The organism is Agreia sp. VKM Ac-1783, assembly GCF_900177765.1.
Classification (GTDB): Bacteria; Actinomycetota; Actinomycetes; order Actinomycetales; family Microbacteriaceae; genus Agreia.
The window spans coordinates 343,015-367,971 of record NZ_FXWI01000003.1; the positions used below are offsets into that span (position 1 = coordinate 343,015).

Below are 24,957 nucleotides of genomic sequence, written 5' to 3' on the forward strand. Positions count from 1 at the left end.
CATCAGCCCGGCAGGGGTGTGCACTGGCTAGGCTATGGCCGTGCTGCTATCCGATCGTGACATCAAAGCCGAACTCGACGCGGGCCGCATCGGCCTCGACCCCTACCAGCCCGAGCTGATCCAGCCGTCGAGCATCGATGTGCGCCTCGATCGCTTCTTCCGGCTCTTCGACAACCACAAGTACCCCTTCATCGACCCGGCCGAGGATCAGCCCGAGCTGACCAGGCTCATCGAGGCCAAGGCAGACGAGCCGTTCATCCTGCACCCGGGCGAGTTCGTGCTGGGCTCCACTTTCGAGCTCGTCACGCTGCCCGACGACGTGGCCGCGCGCCTCGAGGGCAAGAGCTCGCTCGGCCGCCTCGGTCTGCTGACGCACTCGACCGCCGGCTTCATCGACCCCGGATTCTCGGGTCACGTCACTCTCGAGCTGTCGAACGTGGCGACGCTGCCGATCAAGCTCTGGCCGGGCATGAAGATCGGCCAGCTCTGCTTCTTCCGCCTGTCGAGCCCGGCGGAGAAGCCGTACGGGTCGACGGAGTACGGCTCGCGCTACCAGGGTCAGCGTGGCCCCACGGCCTCGCGCTCGCACCTGAACTTCCACCGCACCGACGTCTCGCGCGACTAAGGCGAGGCGCATGCGCGCCTGTCCGGCGCATGCGCGCCTGTCCGGCGCATCCGCTGCCGGTCGACCTGGCGCGGGTGTGCCGAAGAGGCGCGGATGCCGCGGGCTAGGTCGCCGAGGCCGGCGCCGCCGTGCTCTGGCGTTCGATCAGGGTCGTCGGGATGACGGCGACTCCGCGCGCGGTGCTGTTGCCGTCGATCTGATCGAGCAGCTTCTCGAGGCACAGGCGGCCCACGGCGCTGAAGTCCTGATGAACCGTCGTGAGGGGCGGCCAGAACGAGCTGGCCTCCTGCATGTCGTCGAAGCCGACGACACTGACGCGGTCGGGCACGGCGATGTCGTTCTCGTGCAGGGCTCGCATCAGGCCGAGTGCCATCTGATCGTTCGCCGCGAAGACGGCGGTGACGTCGTCTCTCTTCGCGAGCTCGAGACCGTGGAGGTAGCCCGAGTTGGCTGTCCAGTCACCGATGAGAACCCGCGGCACCTCGGCGCCCGCCGCGAGGAGAGTCGCCTCCCAGGAGTCCCTGCGGCGGGACGCGCTGAACGATCCCTCCGGCCCGGACACATGCCAGACGGTTCGATGACCGAGCTCGAGAAGATGCCGGGTGGCGTCGCGAGCTCCTGCCGCCTGGTCGGTGTCGACGACGCTGTACTTGTCGCCCGCGTCGGAGTCGACGATCACCACGGGCAGGCCCGTGGGCAGAGACACGTCTGACCGGTCGAGGATGTGGGACTCGACGATCACGATGACGCCGTCGACGGCGTGCTCGCCGAGGCGGCTGAACGCCCCGAGCAACTCGACCTGGGTGGGCAAGGCGATGGGGATCAGAGTGATGGAGTAGCCGGCCTGGGCTGCGGCGGTCGCGATCGCGTCGAGGGTGCGCATGTTGCCGAAGGTCGACAGGGTGAACATGATCACGCCGATCGACTTGAAGCGCCCGGTCTTCAGGGCGCGAGCCGCGCTGTTCGGTCGATAGCCGATCTCGTTCATAGCCGCAACGACGCGGTCTTTGGTCGACGGATCGACGTTGGTCAGTCCGTTCGCCACCCGCGAGACGGTCTGAGCGGAAACACCGGCGAGCGCTGCCACGTCTGCCATCGACGGACCGCGGGTCATCGATGGCGCGCGTGCTGGGCGCTGCTGCGCATCAGAGACGACACTGTCTGACCGAGGGTTCACTGTTCTCCGGAATCTGCAGGCGCAAAATCACAGCTACGCGTGCTTATTGTTTGCGTAAACATGCTAGCGTGATCGAATCGTGTTTGCGTAAACATCCGAACCTAGCGGATGAGCGCTCACTCCCGACGCGAGACTCAAGAGAAGAATGAGAATGTGAAATGACGACGGTGTCACAGGATCCGCCCAAGGCGGTCACGCGACGGCTGGGCCGCGGGTCGGCCTCGCACAAGGCGAAGCTCGACTGGACAGGCTGGAAGTTCATCGGCCCCTTCATGCTCATCTTCGCGTTCGTGCTGGTCGCTCCCGTTGTCTACTCGATCTACCTGAGCTTCTTCAAGGATCAGCTGGTCGGCGGCAACTCGTTCGTGGGGTTCGCCAACTACGTCCAGGTGCTCGGCGACTCCAAGTTCTGGGAGTCGCTCGGCCGGGTCTCGATCTTCCTCGTCGTGCAGGTGCCGATCATGCTGCTGCTCGCGCTGTTCGCGGCTCTCGCGATCGACAGTGCCCGTCTGCACTTCCCGGCGTTCTTCCGCATCGGCATCTTCCTGCCCTACGCCGTGCCCGCTGTCGTCGCGACGCTCATGTGGGGGTTCATGTACGGCGTGCGCTTCGGCCTCGTCGCGAACATCAACGACTTCTTCGGCATCTCGCTGCCCGACCCGCTGTCGAACGAGTGGGTTCTGGCCTCGATCGGCAACATCGTCACGTGGGAGTTCGTCGGCTACAACATGCTGCTCTTCTATGCGGCACTCCGGGTCATTCCGACCGACCTCTACGAGGCTGCGGAACTCGACGGAGCCAACCACCTGCGCATCATCCGCAACATCAAGCTGCCGGCTCTCCGGCCCGCCATCGTCATCGGAACGATCTTCTCGATCATCGGCAGCTTCCAGCTCTTCAATGAGCCGAACATCCTGAAGCCGCTGGCGAAGAACACGATCGTCACGTCGTTCACGCCGAACATGTACGCCTACAACCTGTCGTTCTCTGGCCAGCAGTACAACTACGCGGCCACGATCGCGATCGTCATGGGCGTCGCCACAGCCGTGATCGCCCTCGTCGTTCAAAACCGCGGCTCGCGAAAGGAGGTCTGAGATGACCCAGACCACAATCTCCGTTCCGGCTGCTGACGCTCGATCCAGCAAGCGAGCGTCGTCGCGCGCCACGAGGTACTCGCGTTCCCTCAAGGGCCGCGGGGTGCACCAGCGCCGCTCGGTGCTGCTCACCATCGTCATGGCCGTCATGGTGGTCTACGCGCTGTTCCCGCTGTTCTGGCTCTTCGTCAGCTCGACCAAGACCCAGTCCGAGCTGCTCAGCTCGTTCGGCCTCTGGTTCAGCGGCGACTTCTCGCTCTTCGACAACATCTCGCAGACCCTGACCTACGGCAACGGCGAGTTCGTCCGCTGGTTCGGCAACACGCTGCTGTATGTAGTCGTGGGCGCCGGCGGAGCCACACTGCTCGCCGCCCTCGGCGGCTATGGCCTCGCGAAGTTCAACTTCCCGGGCAAGAAGCTGGTCTTCGCTGTGGTGCTGGGCGCCGTCGCCATTCCGGGAACGGCCTTGGCGGTTCCGACCTTCCTGATGTTCAGCCAACTGGGCCTGACCAACACGCCGTGGTCGATCATCCTGCCGTCGCTGATCAGCCCCTTCGGGCTCTATCTGATCTGGACCTACGCCCTCGACGCCGTGCCGACCGAGGTGCTCGAGGCGGCCCGGATGGATGGCGCCGGCGAGATGCGCACCTTCTTCACGATCTCGCTGCGTCTACTGACCCCCGGCATCGTCACGGTTCTGCTGTTCACGGTCGTCGCGACCTGGAACAACTACTTTTTGCCCCTGATCATGCTGTCCGAGCCCACCTGGTACCCGCTCACGGTCGGCCTCAACCAGTGGAACCAACAGTCGCAGACCGTGGGTGGTGACGCCATCTACAACCTGGTGGTCACCGGCTCGCTGCTTACGATCGTTCCCATCATCGTGGCGTTCCTGTTCCTGCAGAAATACTGGCAGTCAGGCCTCTCGGCCGGAAGCGTCAAGGCGTGATCCACCCACTTACCCATCCCCAGCATCACCTGTAAACACCACAAGGAAGTGAAAGGCACATCATGAAGATTCGCAGCACACGACGACTCCGGAGGGGCGCCGCTGCCCTCACCGGCGTTCTCGCCCTGGGCCTCGCGCTCTCGGCCTGCTCCTCGGCGGGCACAAGCGCCGAGACCGGCAACGCCGACGACATCGCTAAGGCCCTCGACACCGAGACGACGATCACCGTCTGGGCCTGGGCTCCGGCGGTCGAGCAGATCGCCAAGGACTTCGAGAAGGAGCACCCGAAGATCACGGTCAAGGTCGTGAACGCCGGAACCGGCAACGACCAGTACGTGAAGCTGCAGAACGCGATCAAGGCCGGATCGGGCGCGCCCGACGTGGCTCAGATCGAGTACTACGCGCTGCCCCAGTTCGCGCTCAGCGACTCGCTCGTCGATCTGAAGGGCTTCGGCTTCGACTCCTTCGCCGACAAGTACACCGACAGCACCTGGAACTCGGTGAGCCTGAACAACGGCATCTACGCACTCCCGCAGGACTCCGGCCCCATGGCGCTGTTCTACAACAAGGCCGTCTTCGACCAGTACGGCATCGCGGTGCCGACGACGTGGGACGAGTACGTGGCCGCGGCCAAGCAGCTGCACGCCGCAGACCCCACGAAGTACATCACCAACGACACCGGAGACGCCGGCTTCACCACCAGCATGATCTGGCAGGCGGGCGGCCAGCCCTACAAGACCGAGAAGTCGACCGACGTCTCGATCAACCTGCAGGACGCCGGCTCGAAGAAGTTCGCAGACACCTGGAGCGAACTGGTCGAGGGCGGACTCGTCTCACCCATCAGCTCGTGGAGCGACGAGTGGTACAAGGGCCTCGGCGATGGCAGCATCGCCACCCTCACCATCGGTGCCTGGATGCCCGGAAACCTCGAGTCGGGCGTCGCGCAGGCATCCGGCAACTGGCGCGTAGCCCCCATGCCCACGTGGGAGAAGGGCCAGGCCGCCAGCGCCGAGAACGGCGGAGGCGGCGACGCGATCCTCAAGCAGAGCAAGAACAAGCTCGCGGCAGCCGGATTCCTGCAGTACATGAACGAGGGAGAAGGCACCCAGACGTCGATCGCCAAGGGCGGCTTCCCCTCCACGGTCGCCGACCTCAACAACGACTCGTTCCTGAACTACGAGAGCCCCTACTTCGGTGGACAGAAGATCAACCAGGTTCTGGTGCAGTCATCGAAGGACGTCGTGAAGGGATGGCAGTACCTGCCCTTCCAGGTCTACTCGAACAGCATCTTCAACGACACCGTCGGCAAGTCCTACGCCGACAAGTCCGACCTGAACACCGGGCTCGAGGCGTGGCAGAAGGCCACGGCCGACTACGGAAACGAACAGGGCTTCACCGTCAAGAGCGGTAACTAGCTCCTTGTCCTGCGGCCCCCGTCAGTGCGCTGACGGGGGCCGTCTTCACGCACACCCGAAAGAGAACCCTCCGTGGCCCACGCCCGCGTCACCGTTACCCCGTCCGACATCATCGCCCCGGTGTCACCCCGCCTGTTCGGCTCGTTCGTCGAGCACATGGGCCGCGCCGTGTACACGGGCATCTACGAACCGGGGCACCCGACAGCGAACGAGCAGGGGTTCCGCTCAGACGTGCTCGACCTGGTGAAAGAGCTCGGGGCCACCGTCATCCGCTACCCCGGTGGCAACTTCGTGTCGGGCTTCCGGTGGGAGGACAGCGTCGGTCCCGTCTCCGAACGACCTACGCGCCTCGAGGTGGCCTGGCACAGCGTCGAGACCAACGAGGTGGGTCTGCACGAGTTCGCCGAATGGGCCGAGACGGCGGGCGTCGAGGTGATGAATGCGGTCAACCTCGGCACCCGCGGCATCGAAGACGCCGCCGCGCTTCTCGAATACAGCAACCACCCGGCGGGCACCACCCTGGCCGAACAGCGTCGAGGCAACGGACGCGACGAGCCCTTCGGCATCACGCTCTGGTGCCTCGGCAACGAGATGGACGGGCCGTGGCAGATCGGCCACAAGACAGCGGATGAATACGGTCGGCTCGCCGCCGAGACCGGCCGGGTCATGAAGTGGATCGACCCGAGCATCGAGCTCGTCGCCGCCGGAAGCTCCAACGCGGACATGCCCACCTTCGGCACGTGGGAGAAGACCGTGCTCGAACACGGCATCGACGTGTTCGACCACATCTCGCTGCACGCCTACTACGAGGAGAACGGCGACGTCCCGAGCTTCCTCGCCTCCGGAGTCGGCCTCGACCGCTACATCCGCACAGTGGCCGACATCATTCGCGAGACTCTTGAGGCACACGGCTCTGAGCGCACGATCGGCATCAGCGTCGACGAGTGGAACGTCTGGAACCAGACGCGGTTCAACGAGGTGGACAAGCCGCCGCTCTTCGCCGGGGAATGGGAACAGCACCCGCGCATCATCGAAGACGAGTACACCGTGACCGACGCGGTCGTCGTGGGCAGCCTGCTCATGTCGCTTCTGCGTAACTCCGATGTCGTGAGCATGGCCAACCTCGCCCAGCTCGTGAACGTGATCGCGCCGATCCGCTCGGAGCCGAACGGACCCGCCTGGCGACAGACCACCTTCCACCCGTTCGCCCTCACGGCACGCTTCGCGACCGGCGACGTGGTGAGCACGCGGGTGTACTCCGATCGACAGCACACGTCGAGCTACGGCGACGTGTCGCTGCTCGACGCGGTCGCCCTGACCGATGGCAATGAGCTGACCCTGTTTCTGGTGAACCGGTCGACGACCGAGCCTCTCGAGGTGGTGATCGACGTCGAAGGCGCACCCATCGCATCCGTTCTGTACCAGCGCACGCTCGGCGTGCCGGCCACCGGCGATCGGCACGCGAGCAACACTCAGGCCGACCCGGACGCCGTGCTGCCGGTCGACCTCGGCATCGTCACGGTCGACGACACGGGGGCGCAGGCCGTTCTGCCGCCGCTGTCGTGGTCGATCGTGCGGCTCGCCACCCTCCGACCTTCGCTGACCGCCTCGACCAAGAGGAAAAACAATGCCTGACTTCCGCATCGGCGACGCCGATTTTCTTCTCGACGGACAGCCGTTCCGTATCCTGTCTGGCGCGCTGCACTACTTTCGCGTGCACCCCGACTACTGGGCCGATCGCATCCACAAGGCCAAGCTCATGGGCCTCAACACGATCGAGACCTACGTGGCGTGGAACGAGCACTCACCGCAGCGGGGCGCGTTCGACACCACCGGCGGGCTCGACCTGGGCCGTTTCCTCGACCTCGTCGCCGCGGAGGGTATGTACGCGATCGTGCGCCCCGGCCCGTTCATCTGCGCCGAGTGGGACAACGGCGGATTCCCCGGCTGGCTGTTCAGCGACCCCGCCGTCGGTGTGCGTCGCGACGAGCCGCTCTACATGGCGGCGGTCGCCGAGTACTTCGCCGAGCTGCTGCCGATCGTTGCATCGCGCCAGATCGATCGGGGCGGGCCCGTCATTCTCATGCAGATCGAGAACGAGTACGGCGCCTACGGCGATGACAAGAGCTACCTGCGCAAACTGGTCGAATTGACCCGGGCCGGCGACATCACCGTGCCGTTCACCACCATCGACCAGCCCACCGACCAGATGCTCGCCGACGGCAGCCTTCCCGAGCTACACAAGACGGGGTCGTTCGGCTCCCGCGCGGCCGAGCGGCTGGCCACTCTGCGCTCGCACCAGAAGACCGGTCCACTCATGTGCGCCGAGTTCTGGGACGGGTGGTTCGATCACTGGGGTGCACACCACCACGTGACCGACGCCCAGGACTCGGCGCGCGAGCTCGACGCGCTGCTCGCTGCCGGCGCGTCCGTGAACATCTACATGTTCCACGGCGGCACCAACTTCGGCTTCACGAACGGAGCGAACGACAAGGGCGTCTTCCAGCCCACCGTCACGAGCTACGACTACGACGCTCCGCTCACCGAGTCGGGCGAGCCGGGCGAGAAGTTCTGGGCGTTCCGCGAGGTCATCTCCCGCTACGCACCGGTTCCCGACGAGGTTCCCGATCGAAGCGGCCCCGCGCCCGAGATCGAGGTCGTCCTCGACGAGCGGGTGTCGCTGTGGGATGCCGCGGGCCGGCTCGGCGAGGCGGCGACGGTCGACGCGCTGCCCACCATGGACGAGCGTGGACAGTTCAGGGGCTTCGCGCTCTACACTGCCGACCTCGAAGCGCCGTCCGATGCCACGGTCGACGCCGATCGCGTGCTCAGCGTCGGCGAGGTGCGCGACAGGGCGCAGGTCTTCGTCGACCGAGCCCCGGTCGGGGTGCTGCAACGAGACCACCACGACGTCAGCCTCAGCCTGCCTGCCTCACCCGACGCCGCATCGCTGGCGATCCTCGTCGAAGACCAGGGCCGTGTGAACTATGGTCACCGCATCGGCGAGCACAAGGGTCTCATCGGGGGAGTGTCGATCAGTGGCGCACCTGTCACCGGATGGAGCGTGCTCGAGCTCGACTTCAACGCCGTCGTGTCGGAGGCGAGCGACCTTTTTGAGCCCCTCGAGGCGAACGCGTCTGTTGCGGGGCCGTCGTTCGTGCGCGGCGCGTTCGCGGCGCCGGCCGGTCGTGATCTCTTCTTGAGTACCGACGGCTGGGGCAAGGGGCAGGCGTTCGTGAACGGCTTCAACCTGGGCCGCTACTGGAGCCGCGGCCCGGCGACCACTCTCTACGTTCCCGGCGCACTCGTTCGCGAGGGCCGCAATGAACTGGTGCTCTTCGAGCTGCACGGTGCGGCGAGAAACGTCGCGCTGTTCGTCGCTGGTGCGAGTCTGGGCCACACCGACTACTGACGCCCCGCTACTCCGGTCGGTTCGCCGGGTCTGTCGCGAGGTCGTGGCTGGCCCGGTCGACCACGTCGGCCAGCTCGTCGGTGAGCAGCAGCTCCCGGCGAAGGTGACGGGTGCGATACGCGGCGCGGCCGACCATGTGGGCGGCGACCGGTGCCGTGAGCATCTGGAAGAGCATCACGAGGAACAGCGTCGAGATCGTGCCCCAGTTGCGTTGCTCGAGAGCGATGGCGAGCAGGATGAACGCCAGGCCCGCGATCTGCGGCTTGGTCGCCGCGTGCATGCGGGAGAGCGCATCGGGAAAACGCAGGAGCCCGACGCCGGCCGCGAGGCTCAGCAGGGCGCCGATGAGCAGGCACGCCGATGAGGCGACCTCGAACCACGTGTCGGCGGTCATTTCTCGCCTCCCGCCAGCTCGTCGAGCGAGGGGTCGAGCGGCGACGTTCCCTCGTCTGCCCTGTTGGCCTCGGCGTCTTTCTGCTTCGTCGCGAAGCGGGCCACGCTCACCGAGCCGACGAAGGCGAACATGGCGAGAACCAGGGCCACGGGCAGCGTTCGTGTGTGGTGGTTGTAGACCATCTCCGCTCCGAGAATGCAGATGAGCGTCGAGAGCAGCATGTCGGCGGCGACCATGCGATCGAGGATGGAGGGGCCGCGCCAGATGCGGATGACGGCGAAGAGAGCTGCTGCGGCGAACAGCGCCCCGGCGACATAGACGACGATGCTCATTCGGGGTAGCCTCCCTCGCTCGTATATTGTTCGACCGGAATGGCCGGGTGGCGCTCTTCCCATGCCCGCTGTCGACGACCCGAGATGATCGGTCCGAGAGACCGATCGGCCCGTGAGAGATTGACGCGGCGCACGTCGTCGCGCGAGCCGATCGCGCGAACGATGCGCTCTTCGACCGCCACCACGTCGGCGCGGGCCTTCTCGACGTCGGCCGCCGTCTCGGTGCCGAGTACGTGCAGATACAGGATGTCGTCCTGCCGGTCGGCTTCGACGACCAGCGAACCGGGCACGAGCGAGACGGCCAGCGCGGTGAGCGTGAGGCTCAGATCGGATTTGGTGGACAGCTGCACGGCGACGATGGAGCTGGTCGGCACGCGGCGAGGATCGATCGCGAGCCAGGCCACCTGGAACGAGGCGCGCACCAGGTCGAACAGGAAGTGCCCGAGGAAGACGACGAGCCCCAGCGGATTGACTCGGTCGGGCAACTCGACGGGAGGCAGGTAGAACACGCGGGTCACGAGCAGGGCGAGCAGGATGCCGGTGACGACGCTGAGCACGGACACCTGGTCCCACAGAAGGGTCCAGAGCACGACGAGCCACAGCAACAGAGGAACCTGCCGCCAGATCGAGCCCTTCACGCCGCTCATGACACGCCCCCCTCGGGGAACACGAGCGAGATGTAGTCGGCGGGACCCTCGAGAGTCTCCGCCGCGCGGGTGGCCATCGAGTACAGGGGGCCGGCGAAGACGGTGAGCGCGACGCTCACCGTGACCATGGCCACGGTCGCGCCGATCATGATGCGGGGTGAGGCCTTCGTCTCCTGCACGTCAGAGGCCTCTTCGGGGGCCTCCTCTATGCGGTCGAGTGCCGGCGACTCCTCTTCGTGCGCCTCGCGCTTCGGCCGCCAGAAGGCCAGGCTCCACGCGCGCATCAGGGCGTAGAGAGTGAGTAGCGAAGTGAGCGCGCCGGCGCCGATCAGCACCCAGATGAGTGGCGAGGGCGCCTGCGCCCCCGCTTCGAACAGGCCCAGCTTGCCGATGAAGCCCGAGAAGGGCGGGATGCCGCCGAGATTGAGGGCGGGAATGAAGAACAGCACGGCGATGACCGGCGAGGCCTTGAGCAGACCGCCGAGTCGATTGAGAGCGGTGGTTCCGCCCTGCCGCTCGACGAGTCCGGTGGCCAGGAAGAGGGTGGTCTGCACCGTGATGTGGTGGATCACGTAGTAGATCGTGGCGCCGAGGCCGGCCACCGTTCCGATCGCGATGCCGAAGATCATGTAACCGATGTGGCTGACCAGCGTGAATGACAGCATCCGCTTGATGTCTGACTGCGCGACGGCGCCCAGGATGCCGATGACCAGCGTGAGGAGCGCAACCACGAGCAGCGCGGTCTGCAGCGTGTTGCCGGGAAACAGGACGGTCTCAGTGCGGATGATCGCGTAGACGCCGACCTTAGTGAGCAGACCTGCGAACACCGCCGTGACGGGTGCCGGCGCCGTGGGGTAGGAGTCGGGGAGCCAGAACGACAGCGGGAAGACCGCCGCCTTGATGCCGAACGCCACGAGCAGCATGATCTGAAGCACGAGCTGGATGTCGGCGGGCAGCTCGCCGAGACGCACCGACAGCTGGGCGATGTTCACGGTTCCGGTGGCGCCGTAGATCATGGCGATCGAGGCGAGGAACAGCATCGACGACACGAGACTCACGATGATGTACGTGATGCCGGCCTTGATTCGAGCCTGGGTTCCGCCGAGCGTGAGCAGCACGTAGCTCGCCACGAGCAGGATCTCGAAGCTGACATAGAGGTTGAACAGGTCGCCCGCGACGAACGCGTTGAAGACGCCGGCAGCAAGGATCAGGTAGCTCGGGTGGTAGATCGACACGGGTGTCTCTCGGTCTCCGTCGGCCATACCCTGACCCACGGAGAACACGAGAACGAACAACAGCACGATCGATGAGATCAGCAGCATCAGGGCCGAGAGCCTGTCGACTACCAGCACGATTCCGAACGGTGCCGACCAGCCTCCGACCTCGACGGCGTGGCCGCCGGTCTGATCGGTGAGGTAGACGAGCGCTGCGCTCGTGAGCACCACGAGCGACAGGACCGAGATCGAGAACGTGACCTGCAGCCTCGGTCGACGACCCGCGATGAGTGCTCCGGCCGCGCCGATGAGGGGGAGCAGAACGACGAGCGGGATCAGTGAGTTCATCAATGCGTTCACGGTGCCTTCGCCTCCGCTCGCCCTTCGAACTCGGTGTCTTCGCCCGAGCCGTCTTCCGCCTCGGTGCTCTCCTCGTCGTCCATCGAGCTATCTGCGCCGCCGACGGCCACGTCGGCCTCGTCGCTGGTGATGACGTCGGCTCGCGCGATGCGCCACGAACGGTAGATGAGGGCGAGCAGGAAGGCGGAGACCCCGAAGGTGATGACGATGGCTGTGAGGATGAGCGCCTCGGGCAGCGGGTCGTGCATCTCGGACGGCTCGACTCCGTCGGCCACGATCGGGGCGAGACCCGCCGGCCCCGCGATGATCAGGATGAGCAGATTCGTGGCATTGCCCACCAAGAGGAAGCCGAGCAGCATGCGCGTCATGCTGCGGCCGAGCAGCAGGTAGACCCCGCCGGCATAGAGCGCGGCCATCAGCAGGATCAGAACAAGGGAGGCGCTCATCGGATGCTCTCCTCTGTGGAGTTCTCGGCGTCGGGAGTCGGCGAGTCTGGAGTGTGGCTCAACGTGTTGATCTGGTGAGCACCGGGAGCCTCGTCGTCGCCCTCGTCGTCGTGGTCTTCTTCTTGCTGCCTGTCGATCTCTGCGCCGAGGCTGCGGAGAATGTCGAGGGCGAGCCCGACGACGATGAGGTAGACGCCGATGTCGAACAGGGTCGACGTGACGAACTCGACGTGGCCGATCACCGGAAGCTCCGCCTCGAACCAGGTCGAGGTCAGAGCATCGACGCCGAAGAAGATCGGCACGAGAGCCGTGCCGCCGGCGAAGAGAACGCCGAAGCCCAGCAGCTTTCCTGCGTCGATGGGCGCGGCCTCGCCGAGCTCGAAGCGGCCGGCAGCGAGGTAACGGGCGACGAAGGCGAGTCCCGCGACCAGGCCCCCGGCGAAACCGCCGCCAGGGATGTTGTGGCCCGCGAACAGCAGATAGACCGATACGACGATGGCCGAGTGGAACAGCAGCCGCACGACGACCTCGAGAATGATCGATCTGTTCTCGGGGGCGAGCGTCTTGCCCGCGAGCAGCCACGGCGTGCGCTGGTTGCCCCTCTCCTGCGAGGGAGCCGCTCCGTCGGGAGTCGCGCCGGCGCTCGAGGTCGCCTCAACCGGAGCCTCGGCCATGCGTGTGCGGCGTGCGAACCAGCGCGGCCTCTCGGTCTCGGGGCCGAGTCGGGGCATGTCGCTGCTGCGACGCGACAGGAAGACGAGGCTGGCGACGCCGGTGGCGGCCACGACGAGCACGCTGAGTTCGCCCAGAGTGTCCCAGCCGCGGATGTCGACCAGCAGCACGTTCACGACATTGCGACCGTGGCCGCCCTCGTAGGCGAGCTCCGGGAATCTCAGCGAGATGGGTTCGGCGATTCGGGAGCCCAGGGCGACGACGGCGACGACAGACATCAGGATGCCGACGCCGACACCGATGACGGCTCGCACGATGCGGTGCCGCCTGCTGTGATCCTGCCCGATCGCCGACGGCAGTCTGCGCAGCACGAGAACGAAGGTGACCAGAGTGACGGTCTCGACGAGAGCCTGAGTGAGCGCGAGGTCGGGGGCGCCCTGCAGCGCGAAGAGTGCGGCCATGCCGTAGCCGGTCACCCCGACGAGCACGACGGCCATGAAGCGCTTCTGGGCACGAGCGGCCGCGATCGTGGCGACGCCCATCACGATCGCGATGGGCAGCTGAGCCGGGGAGTCCCATGGCCGGAGCGAACCGGGCAGTTCGCCGACGAGGGCGAGCGCAGTTCCTACGGCGGCCACGAGCACGACGAGGATGGTCGCGACGTAGATCGGCAGCGATCCGGTCTGGGTCAGCCGGGTGAGCCGAACCGCCCCGCGATCCACGAGGTGCACCACCCGGCTGTAGCCGCGGGCCGAGTCGATGAGTGACGGCACGCGGTTCTGGATGGCGGAGACGCGCGTGCGTGCGGCGAAAAGTGCGAGCCCGAGCACGAGGGTGATGGCCGAGATGCCGAGGGCCGGCTCGAGACCGTGCCAGAGGGCCAGATGGGCCGCATCCGGAATCTCGACCGTGTCGCCGGCGGCCGTCGCTGATGTGCTCGCGGCCAGAGCCTCGCCGCTGAGCGGCGCGACGCCGTCGGCATAGCGGCCGAACAGGGGATCGAGCAGCGGTGAGGCGATGCCGAGAGCCAGGCTCGCCAGGGCCAGGATGGCGGGTGAAATGAGGAAGTCGACGTGCTCGTGCACGAACTCGGCCGGTTCGACACCCGGCTTGCGAGCGAACGCGCCCCAGAGGAAGCGGGCGGTATAGGCGACGGTGAGCACGGAACCGAGGGCCACACCGATCAGGGCCACGAGTCCGAGGGGTGCACCGTGCTCCGCGTCTTCGAGCAGTGCCGTGAACACGGCCTCCTTGGCGACGAAGCCGATCAGTGGCGGCAGTCCGGCCATCGACGCCGCTGCGAGCGTCGCGACGACCGCGAGGAGCGGCGCCTGGCGACCGAGCCCGCTGATCTTACGCAGGTCGCGGGTTCCGAGGCGGTTGTCGATGATGCCGACGACGAGGAACAGCGTGGCCTTGAAGAGGGCGTGGCCCGTGATCAGCGTGATGCCGGCGAGGGCCGCGTTGCGCGTGCCGTAGCCCACGACGACGGTGAGGAAGCCGAGCTGGCTGACCGTTCCGTAGGCCAGAAGCAGCTTCAGGTCGTGCTGACGGAGGGCGCGCCATCCACCGACCAGCATGGTCAGAACGCCGACGGCCACGAGCAGCGGTCGCCATCCGGGTGTCTCGCCGAACGCGGGAACTAGCAGCGCGATCAGGAAGATGCCGGCCTTGACCATGGCCGCGGCGTGCAGATAGGCGCTCACCGGCGTGGGCGCGGCCATGGCCGACGGAAGCCAGAAGTGCAGGGGCACCTGAGCCGACTTGGAGAGGGCTCCGACGAGCACGAGAAGAACGGCGACCGTGATGAGGCCGGATGCCTGCGGCGGGTCGGCGACGATCTGCGACACCCGAGTCGTGCCCGACTCGACGGCCAGGATGACGACGCCCACCAGCATCGCGAGTCCGCCGGCCGTGGTCACGAGCAGCGCCTGGAGTGCGGCACCCCGGCTCTTGCGCTTCGCGGTGTACTGGCCGATGAGCAGATAGGAGAAGACGGTCGTCGCCTCCCAGAACATAAAGAGCACGTAGATGTCGTCGCTCACGACGAGACCGAACATGGCCCCGGCGAAGGCGAGCAGCACGCCGCTGAACCTTCCGAGACCGTCTTCGCCGCGGCGGAAGTAGCGGGCGCAGTACAGCACGACCAGCGCTCCGACGCCGGTCACGATGAGGGCCATCGTGAGCGAGAGCGGGTCGAGCCTGAAAGCGAGGGCCAGGTCGAGCTGCGGAACCCAGGGGTGCAGTTCGGTGGGGGTTTCGCCTCGCGTCACGGCGGGGATCTGGGACAGCAACCAGACGAAGACGGCGGCCGGAATAGCGGCCGCGACCACGAACATCCGGGGGCCGAAGCGCGCCGTGAGCGATGGCAGAACGAGCCCGGCTAGGGCGAAGCCGATGAGGGAGATGATCATTGCGGCTCCCTCAGATGTTCGGCCGGGGAACGGTTCGCGCCCGGTCGCAAGCGGCCGTGTGGAGCTTCAGTCTACCGGCGGTCGGGAGATGAATGCCCCGAACGGCATAAGTTCTTCGAGATTCTCGCTGGGGAGCTGCAGCCCGTCCCTACACATGAAGCGGGGCCGGGCTGCAGCTTCGACTCAGGCTGCAGGAGGCGAGCTGACGAGCTGGGGATACAACGCCTCCAGCGGAGCCGAGAGCCCGGCCTTCACCTGCACGCTCGTGTCGTCGGCGAGAATCTCGAATTCTCCGGCCGCGACCCCGTCATAGGCGCGGGCGACGATGTCGGCCGGATCGGCCTTCAGCGCGGTGACTCCCTCGGTCATGGGGGTGTCCGCGTAGCCGAGGTGCAGCCCGACGACGTGGGTTCCCTGCGGCGCCAGCTCCAGGCGCAGCGAATTGGTCGCCGACCAGAACGCTGCCTTCGACGCGCTGTAGGCCCCGGCAACTCCGAGCCAGCTCAAAGCGGAGTGCACGTCGACGAGAACCCCTCCGCCGTTGCGTCCGAGAACACCGGCGAACTCACGGGCGACCGAGACCGCGCCGAAGAAATTGGTCTCGAACACGCGGCGCAGTGCCTCGGAGGATCCGAGCATCGGTACGTCTCCTGCCACGCCCGCGTTGTTGATGACCACGGTCGTGTCAGACGCGACGGCGGCGGCCGCTCTCACGGAGTCTTCGTCGGTGACATCGAGGGTCAGCGGCACCATGCGAGCGTCCTCCCAGTCGCGAGGCGTCCTGGCCGAGGCGTAGACCTTGATCGCTCCGCGCTCGAGCGCCTGGGTCACGAACTCGCGCCCCAACCCGCCGTTTGCTCCGGTGACGAGAACCACTGCGCCGCTGATGTCTGTTGTCATGATGTCCATCTTCCTTCTGGGTTGGAAATCACAACCTAGCACTCTAGGTAGCAATATCCAACCCAGGTGGTATCCTGCGAGTATGACGACGTCGGTTTTGGGCAAAGACCCTCTCTGCCCGGTAGCTCGAAGCCTCGAGGTGCTCGGCGAGAAGTGGACGATCCTCGTGGTGCGCGAAGCGCTGGCCGGGGTGACGAGGTTCTCCGACTTCCAGCAGCGCCTCGGCGTGGCTAAAGACGTCCTCGCGGCCAGGCTCGCGACCCTCGTCGAGTTCGACGTGCTCGAGCGCCGGTCGTACCGGGCCGAGGGGGAGCGTGAACGATTCGAGTACCTGCTGACGCAGGCCGGTCGCGACCTGGGCATCGTGCTGGCGAGCCTTGCGCAGTGGGGCGACACTCATCGACCGACGGGATTCGGGCCGGTCGTGGAGCATCGAGAACGCGGCACCGGAGACAGCCTGCATGTCGCTTTCGTAACAAAGGAGGGGCGCGAGGTCGCCCTGGATTCGGTCGAGGCGGTCAGCGGGCCTGGAGCGACCGCGGCCTGACCGCCGCGCGCGGCGGATTGATCTCGGCCCACACCTCGTCGAGCGATAGCGAGAGCACGTGCGCCAGTGCTGCGATCGTCTGGAACGAGGGCGTCGCGACGCGGCCCGTCTCGATCTTCCGGAGTGTCTCGGGCGAGATGCCGGCCTCGACGGCGACCTCGAGCATGGAGCGTTCGCCCCGGGCCCGGCGCAGCACGGAGCCGAGGCGCTGTCCGCGTTCGAGTTCGCTTGCGGAAAGGGGGAGTCTGACCATGCCTTGATACTAATACCGTCATAACAGTACCGGTATAGTTATCGGCATGATCGAGATCCTGAATAAGGCCCAACTAGCCCGCGCACGCGTCACCGGCGGCCTCGTCGCCGACATCCTGCACTCGCTGAAGCAGAAGATCGTCATCGGCACCAACCTGCTGGAGGTCGACCGGTGGGCGCGCGACATGATCGTCGACGCAGGAGCGCAGTCGTGCTACGTCGACTACGCGCCGTCGTTCGGCCGCGGCCCCTTCGGCCACTACATCTGCACCGCCGTCAATGACGCCGTGCTCCACGGGCTCCCTTACGACTATGCCGTTCGAGACGGAGACCTGCTGACGCTCGACCTGGCCGTCGCACTGCAGGGAGTGGCCGCGGACTCGGCCATCAGCTTCATTGTGGGCCCGTCGAGGCCGCCACAGAGCGTGGCCCTGATCGCGGCCACCGAGCGGGCCCTCGGGGCGGGGATCGCCGCCGCCCGTCCGGGCGCTCGAATCGGAGACATCTCCCATGCCATCGGCACGGTCCTGACCGAGGAGGGCTACGCGATCAACCTCGAGTTCGGCGGCCACGGCATCGGGTCGACCATGCACCAGGACCCTCATGTCTCGAACGACGGCCGACCAGGTCGGGGCTATCGCCTCAGACCCGGCCTGCTGCTCGCGCTTGAGCCCTGGGTCATGGCCGACACCGCCGAGCTCGTCACCGACCCCGACGGATGGACACTTCGAAGCGCAACAGGGGCGCGAACCGCGCACAGCGAGCACACCATCGCCATCACCGACGACGGCGCAGAGATCCTCACCGTGCCGTCGCGGTCGTCTCTCGCAGCAGCGGCAACTGCAGAGTCAGCCACGGGCTGAACGCCCACGGGGTGCTGGCGACGGCGGCGCCCAGCGCATCCGGGTCGACCCAGTTCCACTCGGCCACCTCGTCGGGGCTGCCCGCCACGACGTCGCTCGTCGTGGCGGTGAATACGGGGCAGATCTCGTATTCGACGATGCCGGATGCGTCGGTCGCCCGATAGCGGAAGTCCGGCAGCGCGAGGGTCACGTCGTCGAGGGTGATGCCCAGCTCGCGCTCGGCGCGGCGGGCCACGGCGTCGGTCATCTCTTCGCCCGGTGCCGGATGACCGCAGAAAGAGTTGGTCCAGACGCCCGGCCACGCCACCTTGGCGAGCGAGCGTCGGGTCACGAGGATTCGACCCTGCTCGTCGAAGACATGGCACGAGAATGCAAGGTGCAGGGCGGTGTCTGTTGTGTGCACCGTGGCCTTGTCGGCCGTTCCGATCGGGGTCCCCTCCTCAGAAAGGAGGACCACCTGTTCGCGAGAAGACATTCCTTCAGTCTGCCAGAGGTGAGGGAATAGTCAGCCGACTGACTGATCGGACCCGTTTTCTTCGAGCAGGCAACCCGCCTTTGTGCAATCCCCCGGTCGCGGCGGATTACTTAGACAGTCTCGTAAGTTAGCCTCGGACTGTGGATACGCATGATCTCGTGGTGGTGACCCAGCGGCGACGGCAGCATGTCGACGCGGTTCTCGACCGCTTCTTCGGGCTCGCAAAGTCGCGAGCTTCAGGCATCGGCCCTCGCTACGTCACCCTCTGGGAGACGCTCGAGAAGAACTCCGCCGGCGGCAAGCGGTTCCGGCCGTCGATGGTGCTGGCGGCATACGAGTCGTTCGGGGGAACGGACTCCGAGACGGCAGCCTATGTCGGAGCGGCCTTCGAACTGCTGCACACGGCACTCATCGTTCACGATGACGTGATCGACCGTGACTTCATCCGTCGAGGCGGTTTGAACGTGTCGGGAAGCTATCGCGATCTCGCGCAGACGGCGGGTATTCCGATTCCCACGGCAGAGCATCGCGGGCTCTCGGTCGCCGTCATCGCGGGCGATCTCGCTCTCTTCAATGCCTTCCGTCTCCTCGACCGCAGCGGGGTCGGTGGCGAGCTCCGCGAACGCCTGCACGAGATTCTCGACGAGGCCATGTTCGCCTCCGCCGCCGGCGAGCTGCTCGACGTCGACTTCTCGCTGCATCCGGATCCGCCGTCGGTCGACGACATCGTCGATATGGAGAGACTCAAGACGGCCGTGTACTCGTTCGAGACTCCTCTTCAGGCCGGAGCCGTGCTCGCGGGAGCCGACGATGCCGCCGTCGAGGCTCTCGGATCGTTCGGTCGCAATCTCGGCATCGCCTATCAGATCGTCGACGACCTCCTCGGCGTCTTCGGAGACGAAGGCGACACCGGCAAGTCCACTCTCGGAGATCTCCGTGAGGGCAAGCGCACCGTGCTGATCGCCTACGCGGCCACGACCGAGCAGTGGTCTGAGATCGAGCCGCTGTTCGGCGATCCCGAGCTCGATGAGCAGGGCGCGAAGCACATCCGTGCTCTGCTCGAAGAAAGCGGAGCGCGGCGCTACGCCGAGGCGCTCGCGAGCGACTTCGCCAATCGCGCCTGGGAGCATCTGGCATCGGCCTCTCTTCCCGACTCCGTTCGCGCGGAGTTCCGCGGCTTCGTGTCGACGGTGCTGGAACGGGTCAAATGACTCAGCAACGCTCTCTGTACGACCGCGTCGCCATGGAGGCATCGGCCGTCGTCATTCGCCGATACTCCACATCGTTCGGGCTCGCCTCCAAGCTCTTGGCGCAGCCGGTCCGCCAGCACGTCGAGAACATCTACGCACTCGTGCGGCTCGCCGATGAGGTCGTCGATGGCGTCGCCGCGGAGGCGTGCCTCGCGGCGGATGCCATCCGGTCTCAACTCGACACCCTCGAGGCAGAGACGAACGAGGCCATGCGATGCGGGTTCAGCACCAACCTCGTGGTGCACGCCTTCGCTCTGACGGCCCGTGAGACGGGGTTCGGCGAGGAGCTCACGGCTCCCTTCTACGCCTCGATGCGGGCCGATCTCAGCCAGACCGCACATACCCCGGAATCGTTCGAGCGCTACGTCTACGGTTCGGCCGAGGTCGTGGGGCTGATGTGCCTCAAGGCGTTCCTCGTCGGCCACCGCTACTCGGAGGCGGACGACGCCCGCCTCGTCGACGGCGCCCGCCATCTCGGTGCGGCCTTCCAGAAGATCAACTTCCTGCGTGACCTCGCCGCCGACTTCACCGCGCTCGGTCGCAGCTACTTTCCCGGCGTCGACGTCGACTCGTTCACCGAGGCGCAGAAGACCGCGATCATCGACGACATCCAGAACGACCTCGACATCGCCTGCAGCACGCTCACGCTTCTGCCGTCGTCGTCCCGTCGTGCGGTGGTGCTCGCGCAGGGCCTCTTCGCCGAACTCACTCGCCGCCTGCGAGAAACGCCCGCGTCGGTCTTGGTGACCACCCGCATCCGCGTGCCCAACCCAGTTAAAATGCGAATCGCGGCCCTTGCAGCCGCGGGTCGTCTACCGAAGGAGCACGAGTGACCACCGCCATCCCCGCCGGCTCAGAAGCCGATCCGAAGGGCGCGCCCCGACGGGCGATCGTGATCGGCGGCGGCATCAGCGGCTTGGCGAGCGCCGCGCTTCTGGCTCGCGAGGGCTACTCGGTGACGGTCCTCGAGAAGCAGGCGTCTGTCGGCGGCCGAGCCGGAGTCTGGAAGAAGGACGGGTTCACCTTCGACACGGGCCCGTCGTGGTACCTGATGCCCGAGGTCTTCGACCACTTCTACAAGCTCATGGGCACGTCGGCCGCTGAGCAGCTCGATCTCACCCGCCTCGACCCCGGCTACCGCGTCTTCTTCGAGGGCGAAGAGACCACGGTCGACATCCGCAGCGATCTCGACTCCAATCTCGAGTTGTTCGAGTCGATCGAGCCCGGCGCCGGCGTGAAGATGGCCGGCTACCTGGACTCCGCCGCCGAGACCTACGAGCTCGCCAAGAAGTACTTCCTTTACTCCACCTTCGAAGATCTCAGGCCGCTCGCGGTAGGCCCGGTGGTCAGCCGCACGCCCAGGCTCATACGCCTCCTCACCGAGACGCTGGCGAGCTTTGCGGGCCGCGCGGTGCACGACCGCAGGCTGCAGCAGATCCTCGGGTACCCCGCCGTCTTCCTCGGATCGTCGCCGTATGCCGCTCCGAGCATGTACCACCTGATGAGCCACCTCGACATGAACGATGGCGTGCTCTACCCCCAGGGCGGATTCGGCCAGGTGATCGCCAGCATCGCGAACATCGCCCGAGATGCGGGCGTCGAGATCCACACGGGAGCGACCGTCACGCGCATCGTCCTCGAGCTCGATCCGGCGCTTCGAGCGCCGGAACCCGAGAAGAGCGTCTACGACTACGAGACCACCGAGTTCGACACGAACGTGATCGACCGCGACGAGTTGCGGCGCGTTCTGGCCGGCGAGGTGGATGCGCACGGCAATGGCGTCGCCGCGGCCCCGAGCGGCCCCGGCACCTCGACGGCCGGCGCAGGCGCCGCAGCCGATTCGGCGACCCCGCCACGCGCATCCGATCGCAGCCGTGTCGGTGGCGTGCACTACCTCGACGAGGAGGGCCGGGCTCACGAGCTCGAGGCCGAGCTGGTCGTGGCCACGGCCGACCTGCGCCACGTCGAGACCACCATGCTGCTGCCCGAGCTGCAGACCTACCCCGAGTCGTACTGGCAGAAGAAGACGGCCGGCCCCAGCGCCGTGCTGGTCTACCTCGGTGTCACAGGCGAGCTTCCCGAGCTGGCGCACCACTCACTGTTCTTCACGAAAGACTGGAAGGGCGACTTCGGCAAGATCTTCGGTGCGAGCAAGTTCGGCCGCTTCGGGCCCAAGGGTCCGACCTCGGTTCCCGAGCCCGCCTCGATCTATGTGTGCCGCCCGAGCGCCACCGACAGCGGTGTCGCTCCCGAGGGGCACGAGAACATCTTCATCCTGGTTCCGATCCCTGCCGATCCGGGCATCGGACACGGCGGCGAAGATGGCCAGGGGGATGCGCGGGTCGAGAAGATCGCCGACGCCGCAATCGCGCAGGTGGCCGAGTGGGCCGGTGTCCCCGACCTCGCAGAGCGCATCGTGGTGCGGCGCACCATGGGCCCAGCAGACTTCGTCGACGACCTCAACTCGTGGAAGGGCACGGCTCTCGGCCCGGCCCACACGCTGGGACAGAGCGCGTTCTTCCGCGCGGGCAACGTGTCGAAGAAGGTGGACGGCCTGGTCTACGCCGGTGGATCCACGATTCCCGGAATCGGACTGCCCATGTGTCTGATCAGCGCGGAGCTCGTGATCAAGCGGTTGCGCGGCGATACGTCGACGGGTGCCCTGGCGGAGCCCGCAGACGAGACCGCAGAGATCGCGCCGTTGACGTATCCCGCCGAGGCGTCGACCGACACGTCGGCCGACACCGCCGTTGTGGCGGAGCCCGGCGACTGATGGGTCTGCTCTACCTGCTCGCTCTTCTCGTCTCGATCACGGGCATGGTGGTGCTCGACCGACGATTCACGCTCTTCTTCTTTCGTGACGCTCGACGGGCATCCATCGTTCTGGCCGCGGGTCTGGCGTTCTTCATCGCGTGGGATCTGGCGGGCATCGGTTTCGGCATCTTCTTCCGTGGTGAGACCTCGTTCATGACGGGGCTGCAGCTGGCCCCCGAGCTGCCGGTCGAGGAGCTCTTCTTTCTGACACTGCTCTGCTACCTCGCCATGAATCTGTTCGGTTTCCTGACGCGGCAGCGAGTCACCGCCGCTTCCGCGCGGAGCGCGGCGGTGCGCTCGTGAATTACTGGAGCCTCAACGCGATCTTCCTCGCTGTCGTCGCGCTGGTCGCGATCGGCGCTGCCGTACGCATCCGGAGCACGAAGCCGTGGGTCGCGATCGCGATCACCCTCGGCGTGCTCCTCGTGATGACGGCGGTCTTCGACAACGTCATGATCGGCGTGGGGCTCGTCGGCTACGAGCCCTCGCTCATCTCGGGCGCGTTCATCGGTATCGCTCCGCTCGAAGACTTCGCGTACGCGGTGGCCGCGGCGATCCTGCTGCCGTCGCTCTGGATGCTGCTGCCCGCGCGAGAACGCGAGACGCGCGCATGATTCGCCAACTGCTCCTGTCGTCGAGGCCCCTGTCGTGGGTCAACACGGCATTCCCGTTCGCAGCCGGCTACCTGCTGGTCACCCGCGAGGTCGACCTCGTCTTCGTGCTGGGAACGCTGTACTTCCTGATCCCCTACAACCTCGCGATGTACGGTATCAACGACGTCTTCGACTACGAGTCCGACATGCGCAACCCGCGCAAGGGCGGGGTCGAAGGCGCGGTGCTCGACAAGTCGCTGCACCGCATCACCCTGTGGGCCGTCGTGATCACGAATGTGCCGTTCGTGGTGTTCCTCGTCGCGGTCGGCTCGCCCCTGTCGTGGCTGGTGCTCGCTGTGAGTCTGTTCGCGGTGCTCGCCTACAGCGCTCCGAAGCTGCGGTTCAAAGAGCGCCCCTTCATCGACTCGCTCACCTCGAGCACGCACTTCGTGAGCCCGGCCGTCTACGGTCTCGTGTTGGCCGGGGCCGCGTTCACGCCCGCTCTCTGGGCCGTGCTCGCCGCCTTCTTCTTGTGGGGTGTGGCCAGCCATGCGTTCGGTGCGGTGCAGGACATCGTCGCCGACAGGGAGGGCGGCATCTCGTCGATCGCCACCGTCATCGGGGGTGCATCCACGGTGCGCATCGCCTTCGTGGCGTATCTGCTGGGCGGCGTGCTCATGCTCTTCACGACGTGGCCGGGCCCGCTGGGAAGCGTGCTGGTTCTGCCCTACGCACTCAGCGTTCTGCCCTACTGGTCGATCGCCGACGCTGATGCTGAGCGTGCGAACACCGGGTGGCGCCGCTTCCTGACGTTCAACTTCGTGTGCGGTTTCGTGGTGACGATGCTGCTGATCTGGCTCTGGGTGCTGGTTCCCTAGGGTTCTTGCTCGTAGTGCAGGCCGGGCCACGTCGAGCTGCCCGTCCAGCCTCGCTTCTGCAGTTCGCTTTCGATCACGAGAATGATGTGGTGCGGCTGCTTCAGGTCTGCGCGCACGACGTCGATCGTCTTCCAGTCGATATCGTCGAGTTTGCGTTGTCGCCGGATGTCGTTCTCCCACGCATCCTGGCTCGTGGCGTGCACGAATCCCTTGTATTCGATGCCGAGGTTGTAGCCGCGGACGCGCAGATCCGGTGTTGCCACGATGCGGCCGTTCTCGTCGTGCACAGGTTCGTTGACGATGAGTTCGGGAAAGCCGGCCCTCTGCAGCAGGAGCCGGAGTTCCGTCTCCTTGGGGGAGTCGACCCTCTCCCGGATGGCGCCGAGGGCGCGGTCGATCATCGCCCTGTGGCGGCGCCCCGGGTGTGCTGCCGCTGCATCGCGCAAGCGTTGGACGGTCGTGAAGGGGCGTCGTGTGCCGTCGGGTCGGCGGAATCCGCGCAGCAGGTAGTCGCCTGCGGCGACGAGTTCGAGCAAGTCGAGTTGTGTGGCGAGATCGAGCCAGGTCTGCTCGGCGGTGGATATCCGGAGCCCGCGAGAGTCGATCGGCGTGCAGCGGCCCGGGCCGGTGGAGTGGCCGAGAACGCCGCGCGCTCGCGGCGGACGGCGGGGCCGCACTACGGTCACTGGATGTCGCTCGTCGTCTCGAGGCGCCGCGGGAGAGGGCATCCGTACAGGAGCGCAGCCGTGGAGTGGCTGACGTGCGAGTCCTCCGGAGCGACGGACTGCCAGGCCATGCAGCGCTCGCGCAGGCTCCTCGAGGTCGATGGCAGTCGAGCGCCGTGAAAAGGGGCGTAGAGGTCGGATGCGCGGAGTCTGCTCCGCGTCACGCCCCGACGCCGCGCGTCGCTGACGGAGAAGGGGCGTCCGTCAAGATCGTGGGGCAGGGGCGAAGCGTTCGGCATCCGCCTAGCTTCGTCGAAGACGTTTCAGCGCGTCGCCCGTTCTCCACAGGGTCATGCCGCAGATGAACGCGACCTCTACGCAACACGAGATGACGCGTTTGGCGGGCACGAGCCTTCTCCACGTCGCCCTTCGCGACATCTCATGATGCGGCCGCTCGTCGGGAGCGAAGTGAGGTGGCATACATGGCTGATGCGAGGGGCGATTACCTCACCATCTGCGACACCTCACCTTTGCGGCGGGGTAGCGCAGGCGCGGATGCCGCGGGGCGG

At 66.4% G+C, this 24,957-nt stretch carries 26 protein-coding genes; 14 read left to right on the plus strand and 12 right to left on the minus strand.

Features of this window, described 5'->3' with window-relative positions; genetic code table 11:
* The first annotated feature begins 40 nt into the window (after window positions 1-40).
* Complete coding sequence (gene dcd, locus CCK87_RS11315) at window positions 41-625, plus strand: dCTP deaminase (RefSeq protein WP_085485285.1); 585 nt, start codon at window positions 41-43, stop codon at window positions 623-625.
* 103 nt (window positions 626-728) lie between these two features.
* On the opposite strand, the gene CCK87_RS11320 is transcribed toward dcd, so the two are convergent.
* Window positions 729-1,721, minus strand: coding sequence for a LacI family DNA-binding transcriptional regulator (locus tag CCK87_RS11320; RefSeq protein ID WP_086461538.1), 993 nt, complete (start codon window positions 1,719-1,721; stop codon window positions 729-731).
* A 239-nt stretch (window positions 1,722-1,960) separates the two neighbouring features.
* Here CCK87_RS11320 and CCK87_RS11325 point away from each other — a divergent pair, with 239 nt between their 5' ends.
* The 5 genes from CCK87_RS11325 to CCK87_RS11345 all read left to right on the plus strand — a co-directional run bounded on the left by CCK87_RS11325 (window position 1,961) and on the right by CCK87_RS11345 (window position 8,672).
* A complete protein-coding gene (locus CCK87_RS11325) occupies window positions 1,961-2,896 on the plus strand; it encodes a sugar ABC transporter permease (protein ID WP_086461539.1) in 936 nt (311 codons plus the stop codon).
* Between the two features lie 139 nt (window positions 2,897-3,035).
* The gene (locus CCK87_RS11330) at window positions 3,036-3,845 is read left to right on the plus strand and encodes a carbohydrate ABC transporter permease (protein WP_249273902.1); all 810 of its coding nucleotides are present in this window, start codon (window positions 3,036-3,038) and stop codon (window positions 3,843-3,845) included.
* A 62-nt stretch (window positions 3,846-3,907) separates the two neighbouring features.
* Complete coding sequence (locus tag CCK87_RS11335; RefSeq protein WP_086461541.1) at window positions 3,908-5,260, plus strand: sugar ABC transporter substrate-binding protein; 1,353 nt, start codon at window positions 3,908-3,910, stop codon at window positions 5,258-5,260.
* Between the two features lie 72 nt (window positions 5,261-5,332).
* Window positions 5,333-6,895, plus strand: a complete 1,563-nt coding sequence (locus CCK87_RS11340; RefSeq protein WP_249273858.1) for an alpha-N-arabinofuranosidase — start codon at window positions 5,333-5,335, stop codon at window positions 6,893-6,895.
* A complete protein-coding gene (locus tag CCK87_RS11345) occupies window positions 6,888-8,672 on the plus strand; it encodes a beta-galactosidase family protein (protein ID WP_086461542.1) in 1,785 nt (594 codons plus the stop codon). The genes CCK87_RS11340 and CCK87_RS11345 overlap by 8 nt, the downstream gene beginning before the upstream one ends.
* Window positions 8,673-8,679: 7 nt before the next feature.
* Here the strand turns inward: CCK87_RS11345 and mnhG are convergent, their stop codons facing one another.
* The 7 genes from mnhG to CCK87_RS11380 all read right to left on the minus strand — a co-directional run bounded on the left by mnhG (window position 8,680) and on the right by CCK87_RS11380 (window position 16,051).
* The gene (gene mnhG / locus CCK87_RS11350; RefSeq protein WP_086461543.1) at window positions 8,680-9,066 is read right to left on the minus strand and encodes a monovalent cation/H(+) antiporter subunit G; all 387 of its coding nucleotides are present in this window, start codon (window positions 9,064-9,066) and stop codon (window positions 8,680-8,682) included.
* Complete coding sequence (locus CCK87_RS11355; protein WP_086461544.1) at window positions 9,063-9,398, minus strand: MrpF/PhaF family protein; 336 nt, start codon at window positions 9,396-9,398, stop codon at window positions 9,063-9,065. The genes mnhG and CCK87_RS11355 overlap by 4 nt, the downstream gene beginning before the upstream one ends.
* Window positions 9,395-10,045, minus strand: a complete 651-nt coding sequence (locus tag CCK87_RS11360; RefSeq protein WP_086461545.1) for a Na+/H+ antiporter subunit E — start codon at window positions 10,043-10,045, stop codon at window positions 9,395-9,397. Before CCK87_RS11360 ends, CCK87_RS11355 begins: the two co-directional genes overlap by 4 nt.
* Complete coding sequence (locus tag CCK87_RS11365; RefSeq protein ID WP_086462008.1) at window positions 10,042-11,607, minus strand: Na+/H+ antiporter subunit D; 1,566 nt, start codon at window positions 11,605-11,607, stop codon at window positions 10,042-10,044. The genes CCK87_RS11360 and CCK87_RS11365 overlap by 4 nt, the downstream gene beginning before the upstream one ends.
* 8 nt (window positions 11,608-11,615) lie before the next feature.
* On the minus strand, window positions 11,616-12,065 hold the full coding sequence (locus tag CCK87_RS11370) for a Na(+)/H(+) antiporter subunit C (protein ID WP_086461546.1): 450 nt from the start codon (window positions 12,063-12,065) through the stop codon (window positions 11,616-11,618).
* Window positions 12,062-15,151, minus strand: coding sequence for a Na+/H+ antiporter subunit A (locus tag CCK87_RS11375; RefSeq protein WP_086461547.1), 3,090 nt, complete (start codon window positions 15,149-15,151; stop codon window positions 12,062-12,064). The genes CCK87_RS11370 and CCK87_RS11375 overlap by 4 nt, the downstream gene beginning before the upstream one ends.
* A 183-nt stretch (window positions 15,152-15,334) precedes the next feature.
* Window positions 15,335-16,051 (minus strand): SDR family oxidoreductase, encoded by a 717-nt coding sequence (locus CCK87_RS11380; protein WP_086462009.1) that lies wholly within the window; start codon window positions 16,049-16,051, stop codon window positions 15,335-15,337.
* Between the two features lie 82 nt (window positions 16,052-16,133).
* Between CCK87_RS11380 and CCK87_RS11385 the strand changes: the two genes are divergently transcribed.
* The gene (locus tag CCK87_RS11385; RefSeq protein WP_086461548.1) at window positions 16,134-16,598 is read left to right on the plus strand and encodes a helix-turn-helix domain-containing protein; all 465 of its coding nucleotides are present in this window, start codon (window positions 16,134-16,136) and stop codon (window positions 16,596-16,598) included.
* Here the strand turns inward: CCK87_RS11385 and CCK87_RS11390 are convergent.
* On the minus strand, window positions 16,570-16,851 hold the full coding sequence (locus CCK87_RS11390; protein ID WP_086461549.1) for a helix-turn-helix transcriptional regulator: 282 nt from the start codon (window positions 16,849-16,851) through the stop codon (window positions 16,570-16,572). The genes CCK87_RS11385 and CCK87_RS11390 overlap by 29 nt on opposite strands.
* Before the next feature lie 46 nt (window positions 16,852-16,897).
* Between CCK87_RS11390 and map the strand changes: the two genes are divergently transcribed.
* Window positions 16,898-17,713, plus strand: a complete 816-nt coding sequence (gene map, locus CCK87_RS11395) for a type I methionyl aminopeptidase (protein WP_086461550.1) — start codon at window positions 16,898-16,900, stop codon at window positions 17,711-17,713.
* On the opposite strand, the gene idi is transcribed toward map, so the two are convergent.
* Window positions 17,652-18,188 carry an isopentenyl-diphosphate Delta-isomerase gene (idi, locus tag CCK87_RS11400; RefSeq protein WP_086461551.1) on the minus strand — a complete coding sequence of 179 codons (537 nt, stop codon included), beginning with the start codon at window positions 18,186-18,188 and terminating at the stop codon, window positions 17,652-17,654. The genes map and idi overlap by 62 nt on opposite strands.
* Window positions 18,189-18,328: 140 nt before the next feature.
* Between idi and CCK87_RS11405 the strand changes: the two genes are divergently transcribed.
* The 6 genes from CCK87_RS11405 to CCK87_RS11430 are packed head-to-tail and all read left to right on the plus strand — an operon-like array spanning window position 18,329 to window position 23,723.
* Window positions 18,329-19,399: a polyprenyl synthetase family protein gene (locus CCK87_RS11405; RefSeq protein WP_249273859.1), complete on the plus strand. Its 1,071-nt coding sequence runs from the start codon at window positions 18,329-18,331 to the stop codon at window positions 19,397-19,399.
* Window positions 19,396-20,271 carry a squalene/phytoene synthase family protein gene (locus CCK87_RS11410; protein ID WP_086461552.1) on the plus strand — a complete coding sequence of 292 codons (876 nt, stop codon included), beginning with the start codon at window positions 19,396-19,398 and terminating at the stop codon, window positions 20,269-20,271. The genes CCK87_RS11405 and CCK87_RS11410 overlap by 4 nt, the downstream gene beginning before the upstream one ends.
* On the plus strand, window positions 20,268-22,211 hold the full coding sequence (gene crtI / locus CCK87_RS18595; protein ID WP_249273860.1) for a phytoene desaturase family protein: 1,944 nt from the start codon (window positions 20,268-20,270) through the stop codon (window positions 22,209-22,211). Before CCK87_RS11410 ends, crtI begins: the two co-directional genes overlap by 4 nt.
* On the plus strand, window positions 22,211-22,555 hold the full coding sequence (locus tag CCK87_RS11420) for a lycopene cyclase domain-containing protein (protein WP_086461553.1): 345 nt from the start codon (window positions 22,211-22,213) through the stop codon (window positions 22,553-22,555). The genes crtI and CCK87_RS11420 overlap by 1 nt, the downstream gene beginning before the upstream one ends.
* Complete coding sequence (locus CCK87_RS11425; RefSeq protein ID WP_086461554.1) at window positions 22,552-22,866, plus strand: lycopene cyclase domain-containing protein; 315 nt, start codon at window positions 22,552-22,554, stop codon at window positions 22,864-22,866. The genes CCK87_RS11420 and CCK87_RS11425 overlap by 4 nt, the downstream gene beginning before the upstream one ends.
* The gene (locus CCK87_RS11430) at window positions 22,863-23,723 is read left to right on the plus strand and encodes a prenyltransferase (RefSeq protein WP_086461555.1); all 861 of its coding nucleotides are present in this window, start codon (window positions 22,863-22,865) and stop codon (window positions 23,721-23,723) included. The genes CCK87_RS11425 and CCK87_RS11430 overlap by 4 nt, the downstream gene beginning before the upstream one ends.
* On the opposite strand, the gene CCK87_RS11435 is transcribed toward CCK87_RS11430, so the two are convergent.
* Together CCK87_RS11435 and CCK87_RS11440 are read right to left on the minus strand one after the other, a co-directional pair.
* The gene (locus CCK87_RS11435; protein ID WP_086461556.1) at window positions 23,720-24,409 is read right to left on the minus strand and encodes a hypothetical protein; all 690 of its coding nucleotides are present in this window, start codon (window positions 24,407-24,409) and stop codon (window positions 23,720-23,722) included. The genes CCK87_RS11430 and CCK87_RS11435 overlap by 4 nt on opposite strands.
* Window positions 24,406-24,687, minus strand: a complete 282-nt coding sequence (locus CCK87_RS11440) for a hypothetical protein (protein WP_086461557.1) — start codon at window positions 24,685-24,687, stop codon at window positions 24,406-24,408. The genes CCK87_RS11435 and CCK87_RS11440 overlap by 4 nt, the downstream gene beginning before the upstream one ends.
* Between the last annotated feature and the right edge of the window lie 270 nt (window positions 24,688-24,957).

Bases quoted from the DNA above. Each gene is read 5' to 3' on its own strand.
- CCK87_RS11320 (WP_086461538.1), bottom strand. From the start codon at position 1,721: ATGGCAGACGTGGCAGCGCTCGCCGGTGTTTCCGCTCAGACCGTCTCG.
- CCK87_RS11325 (WP_086461539.1), top strand. From the start codon at position 1,961: ATGACGACGGTGTCACAGGATCCGCCCAAGGCGGTCACGCGACGGCTG.
- CCK87_RS11330 (WP_249273902.1), top strand. From the start codon at position 3,036: ATGGCCGTCATGGTGGTCTACGCGCTGTTCCCGCTGTTCTGGCTCTTC.
- CCK87_RS11335 (WP_086461541.1), top strand. From the start codon at position 3,908: ATGAAGATTCGCAGCACACGACGACTCCGGAGGGGCGCCGCTGCCCTC.
- CCK87_RS11345 (WP_086461542.1), top strand. From the start codon at position 6,888: ATGCCTGACTTCCGCATCGGCGACGCCGATTTTCTTCTCGACGGACAG.
- mnhG (WP_086461543.1), bottom strand. From the start codon at position 9,066: ATGACCGCCGACACGTGGTTCGAGGTCGCCTCATCGGCGTGCCTGCTC.
- CCK87_RS11355 (WP_086461544.1), bottom strand. From the start codon at position 9,398: ATGAGCATCGTCGTCTATGTCGCCGGGGCGCTGTTCGCCGCAGCAGCT.
- CCK87_RS11360 (WP_086461545.1), bottom strand. From the start codon at position 10,045: ATGAGCGGCGTGAAGGGCTCGATCTGGCGGCAGGTTCCTCTGTTGCTG.
- CCK87_RS11365 (WP_086462008.1), bottom strand. From the start codon at position 11,607: ATGAACTCACTGATCCCGCTCGTCGTTCTGCTCCCCCTCATCGGCGCG.
- CCK87_RS11370 (WP_086461546.1), bottom strand. From the start codon at position 12,065: ATGAGCGCCTCCCTTGTTCTGATCCTGCTGATGGCCGCGCTCTATGCC.
- CCK87_RS11375 (WP_086461547.1), bottom strand. From the start codon at position 15,151: ATGATCATCTCCCTCATCGGCTTCGCCCTAGCCGGGCTCGTTCTGCCA.
- CCK87_RS11380 (WP_086462009.1), bottom strand. From the start codon at position 16,051: ATGACAACAGACATCAGCGGCGCAGTGGTTCTCGTCACCGGAGCAAAC.
- CCK87_RS11385 (WP_086461548.1), top strand. From the start codon at position 16,134: ATGACGACGTCGGTTTTGGGCAAAGACCCTCTCTGCCCGGTAGCTCGA.
- CCK87_RS11390 (WP_086461549.1), bottom strand. From the start codon at position 16,851: ATGGTCAGACTCCCCCTTTCCGCAAGCGAACTCGAACGCGGACAGCGC.
- map (WP_086461550.1), top strand. From the start codon at position 16,898: ATGATCGAGATCCTGAATAAGGCCCAACTAGCCCGCGCACGCGTCACC.
- idi (WP_086461551.1), bottom strand. From the start codon at position 18,188: ATGTCTTCTCGCGAACAGGTGGTCCTCCTTTCTGAGGAGGGGACCCCG.
- CCK87_RS11410 (WP_086461552.1), top strand. From the start codon at position 19,396: ATGACTCAGCAACGCTCTCTGTACGACCGCGTCGCCATGGAGGCATCG.
- CCK87_RS11420 (WP_086461553.1), top strand. From the start codon at position 22,211: ATGGGTCTGCTCTACCTGCTCGCTCTTCTCGTCTCGATCACGGGCATG.
- CCK87_RS11430 (WP_086461555.1), top strand. From the start codon at position 22,863: ATGATTCGCCAACTGCTCCTGTCGTCGAGGCCCCTGTCGTGGGTCAAC.
- CCK87_RS11440 (WP_086461557.1), bottom strand. From the start codon at position 24,687: ATGCCGAACGCTTCGCCCCTGCCCCACGATCTTGACGGACGCCCCTTC.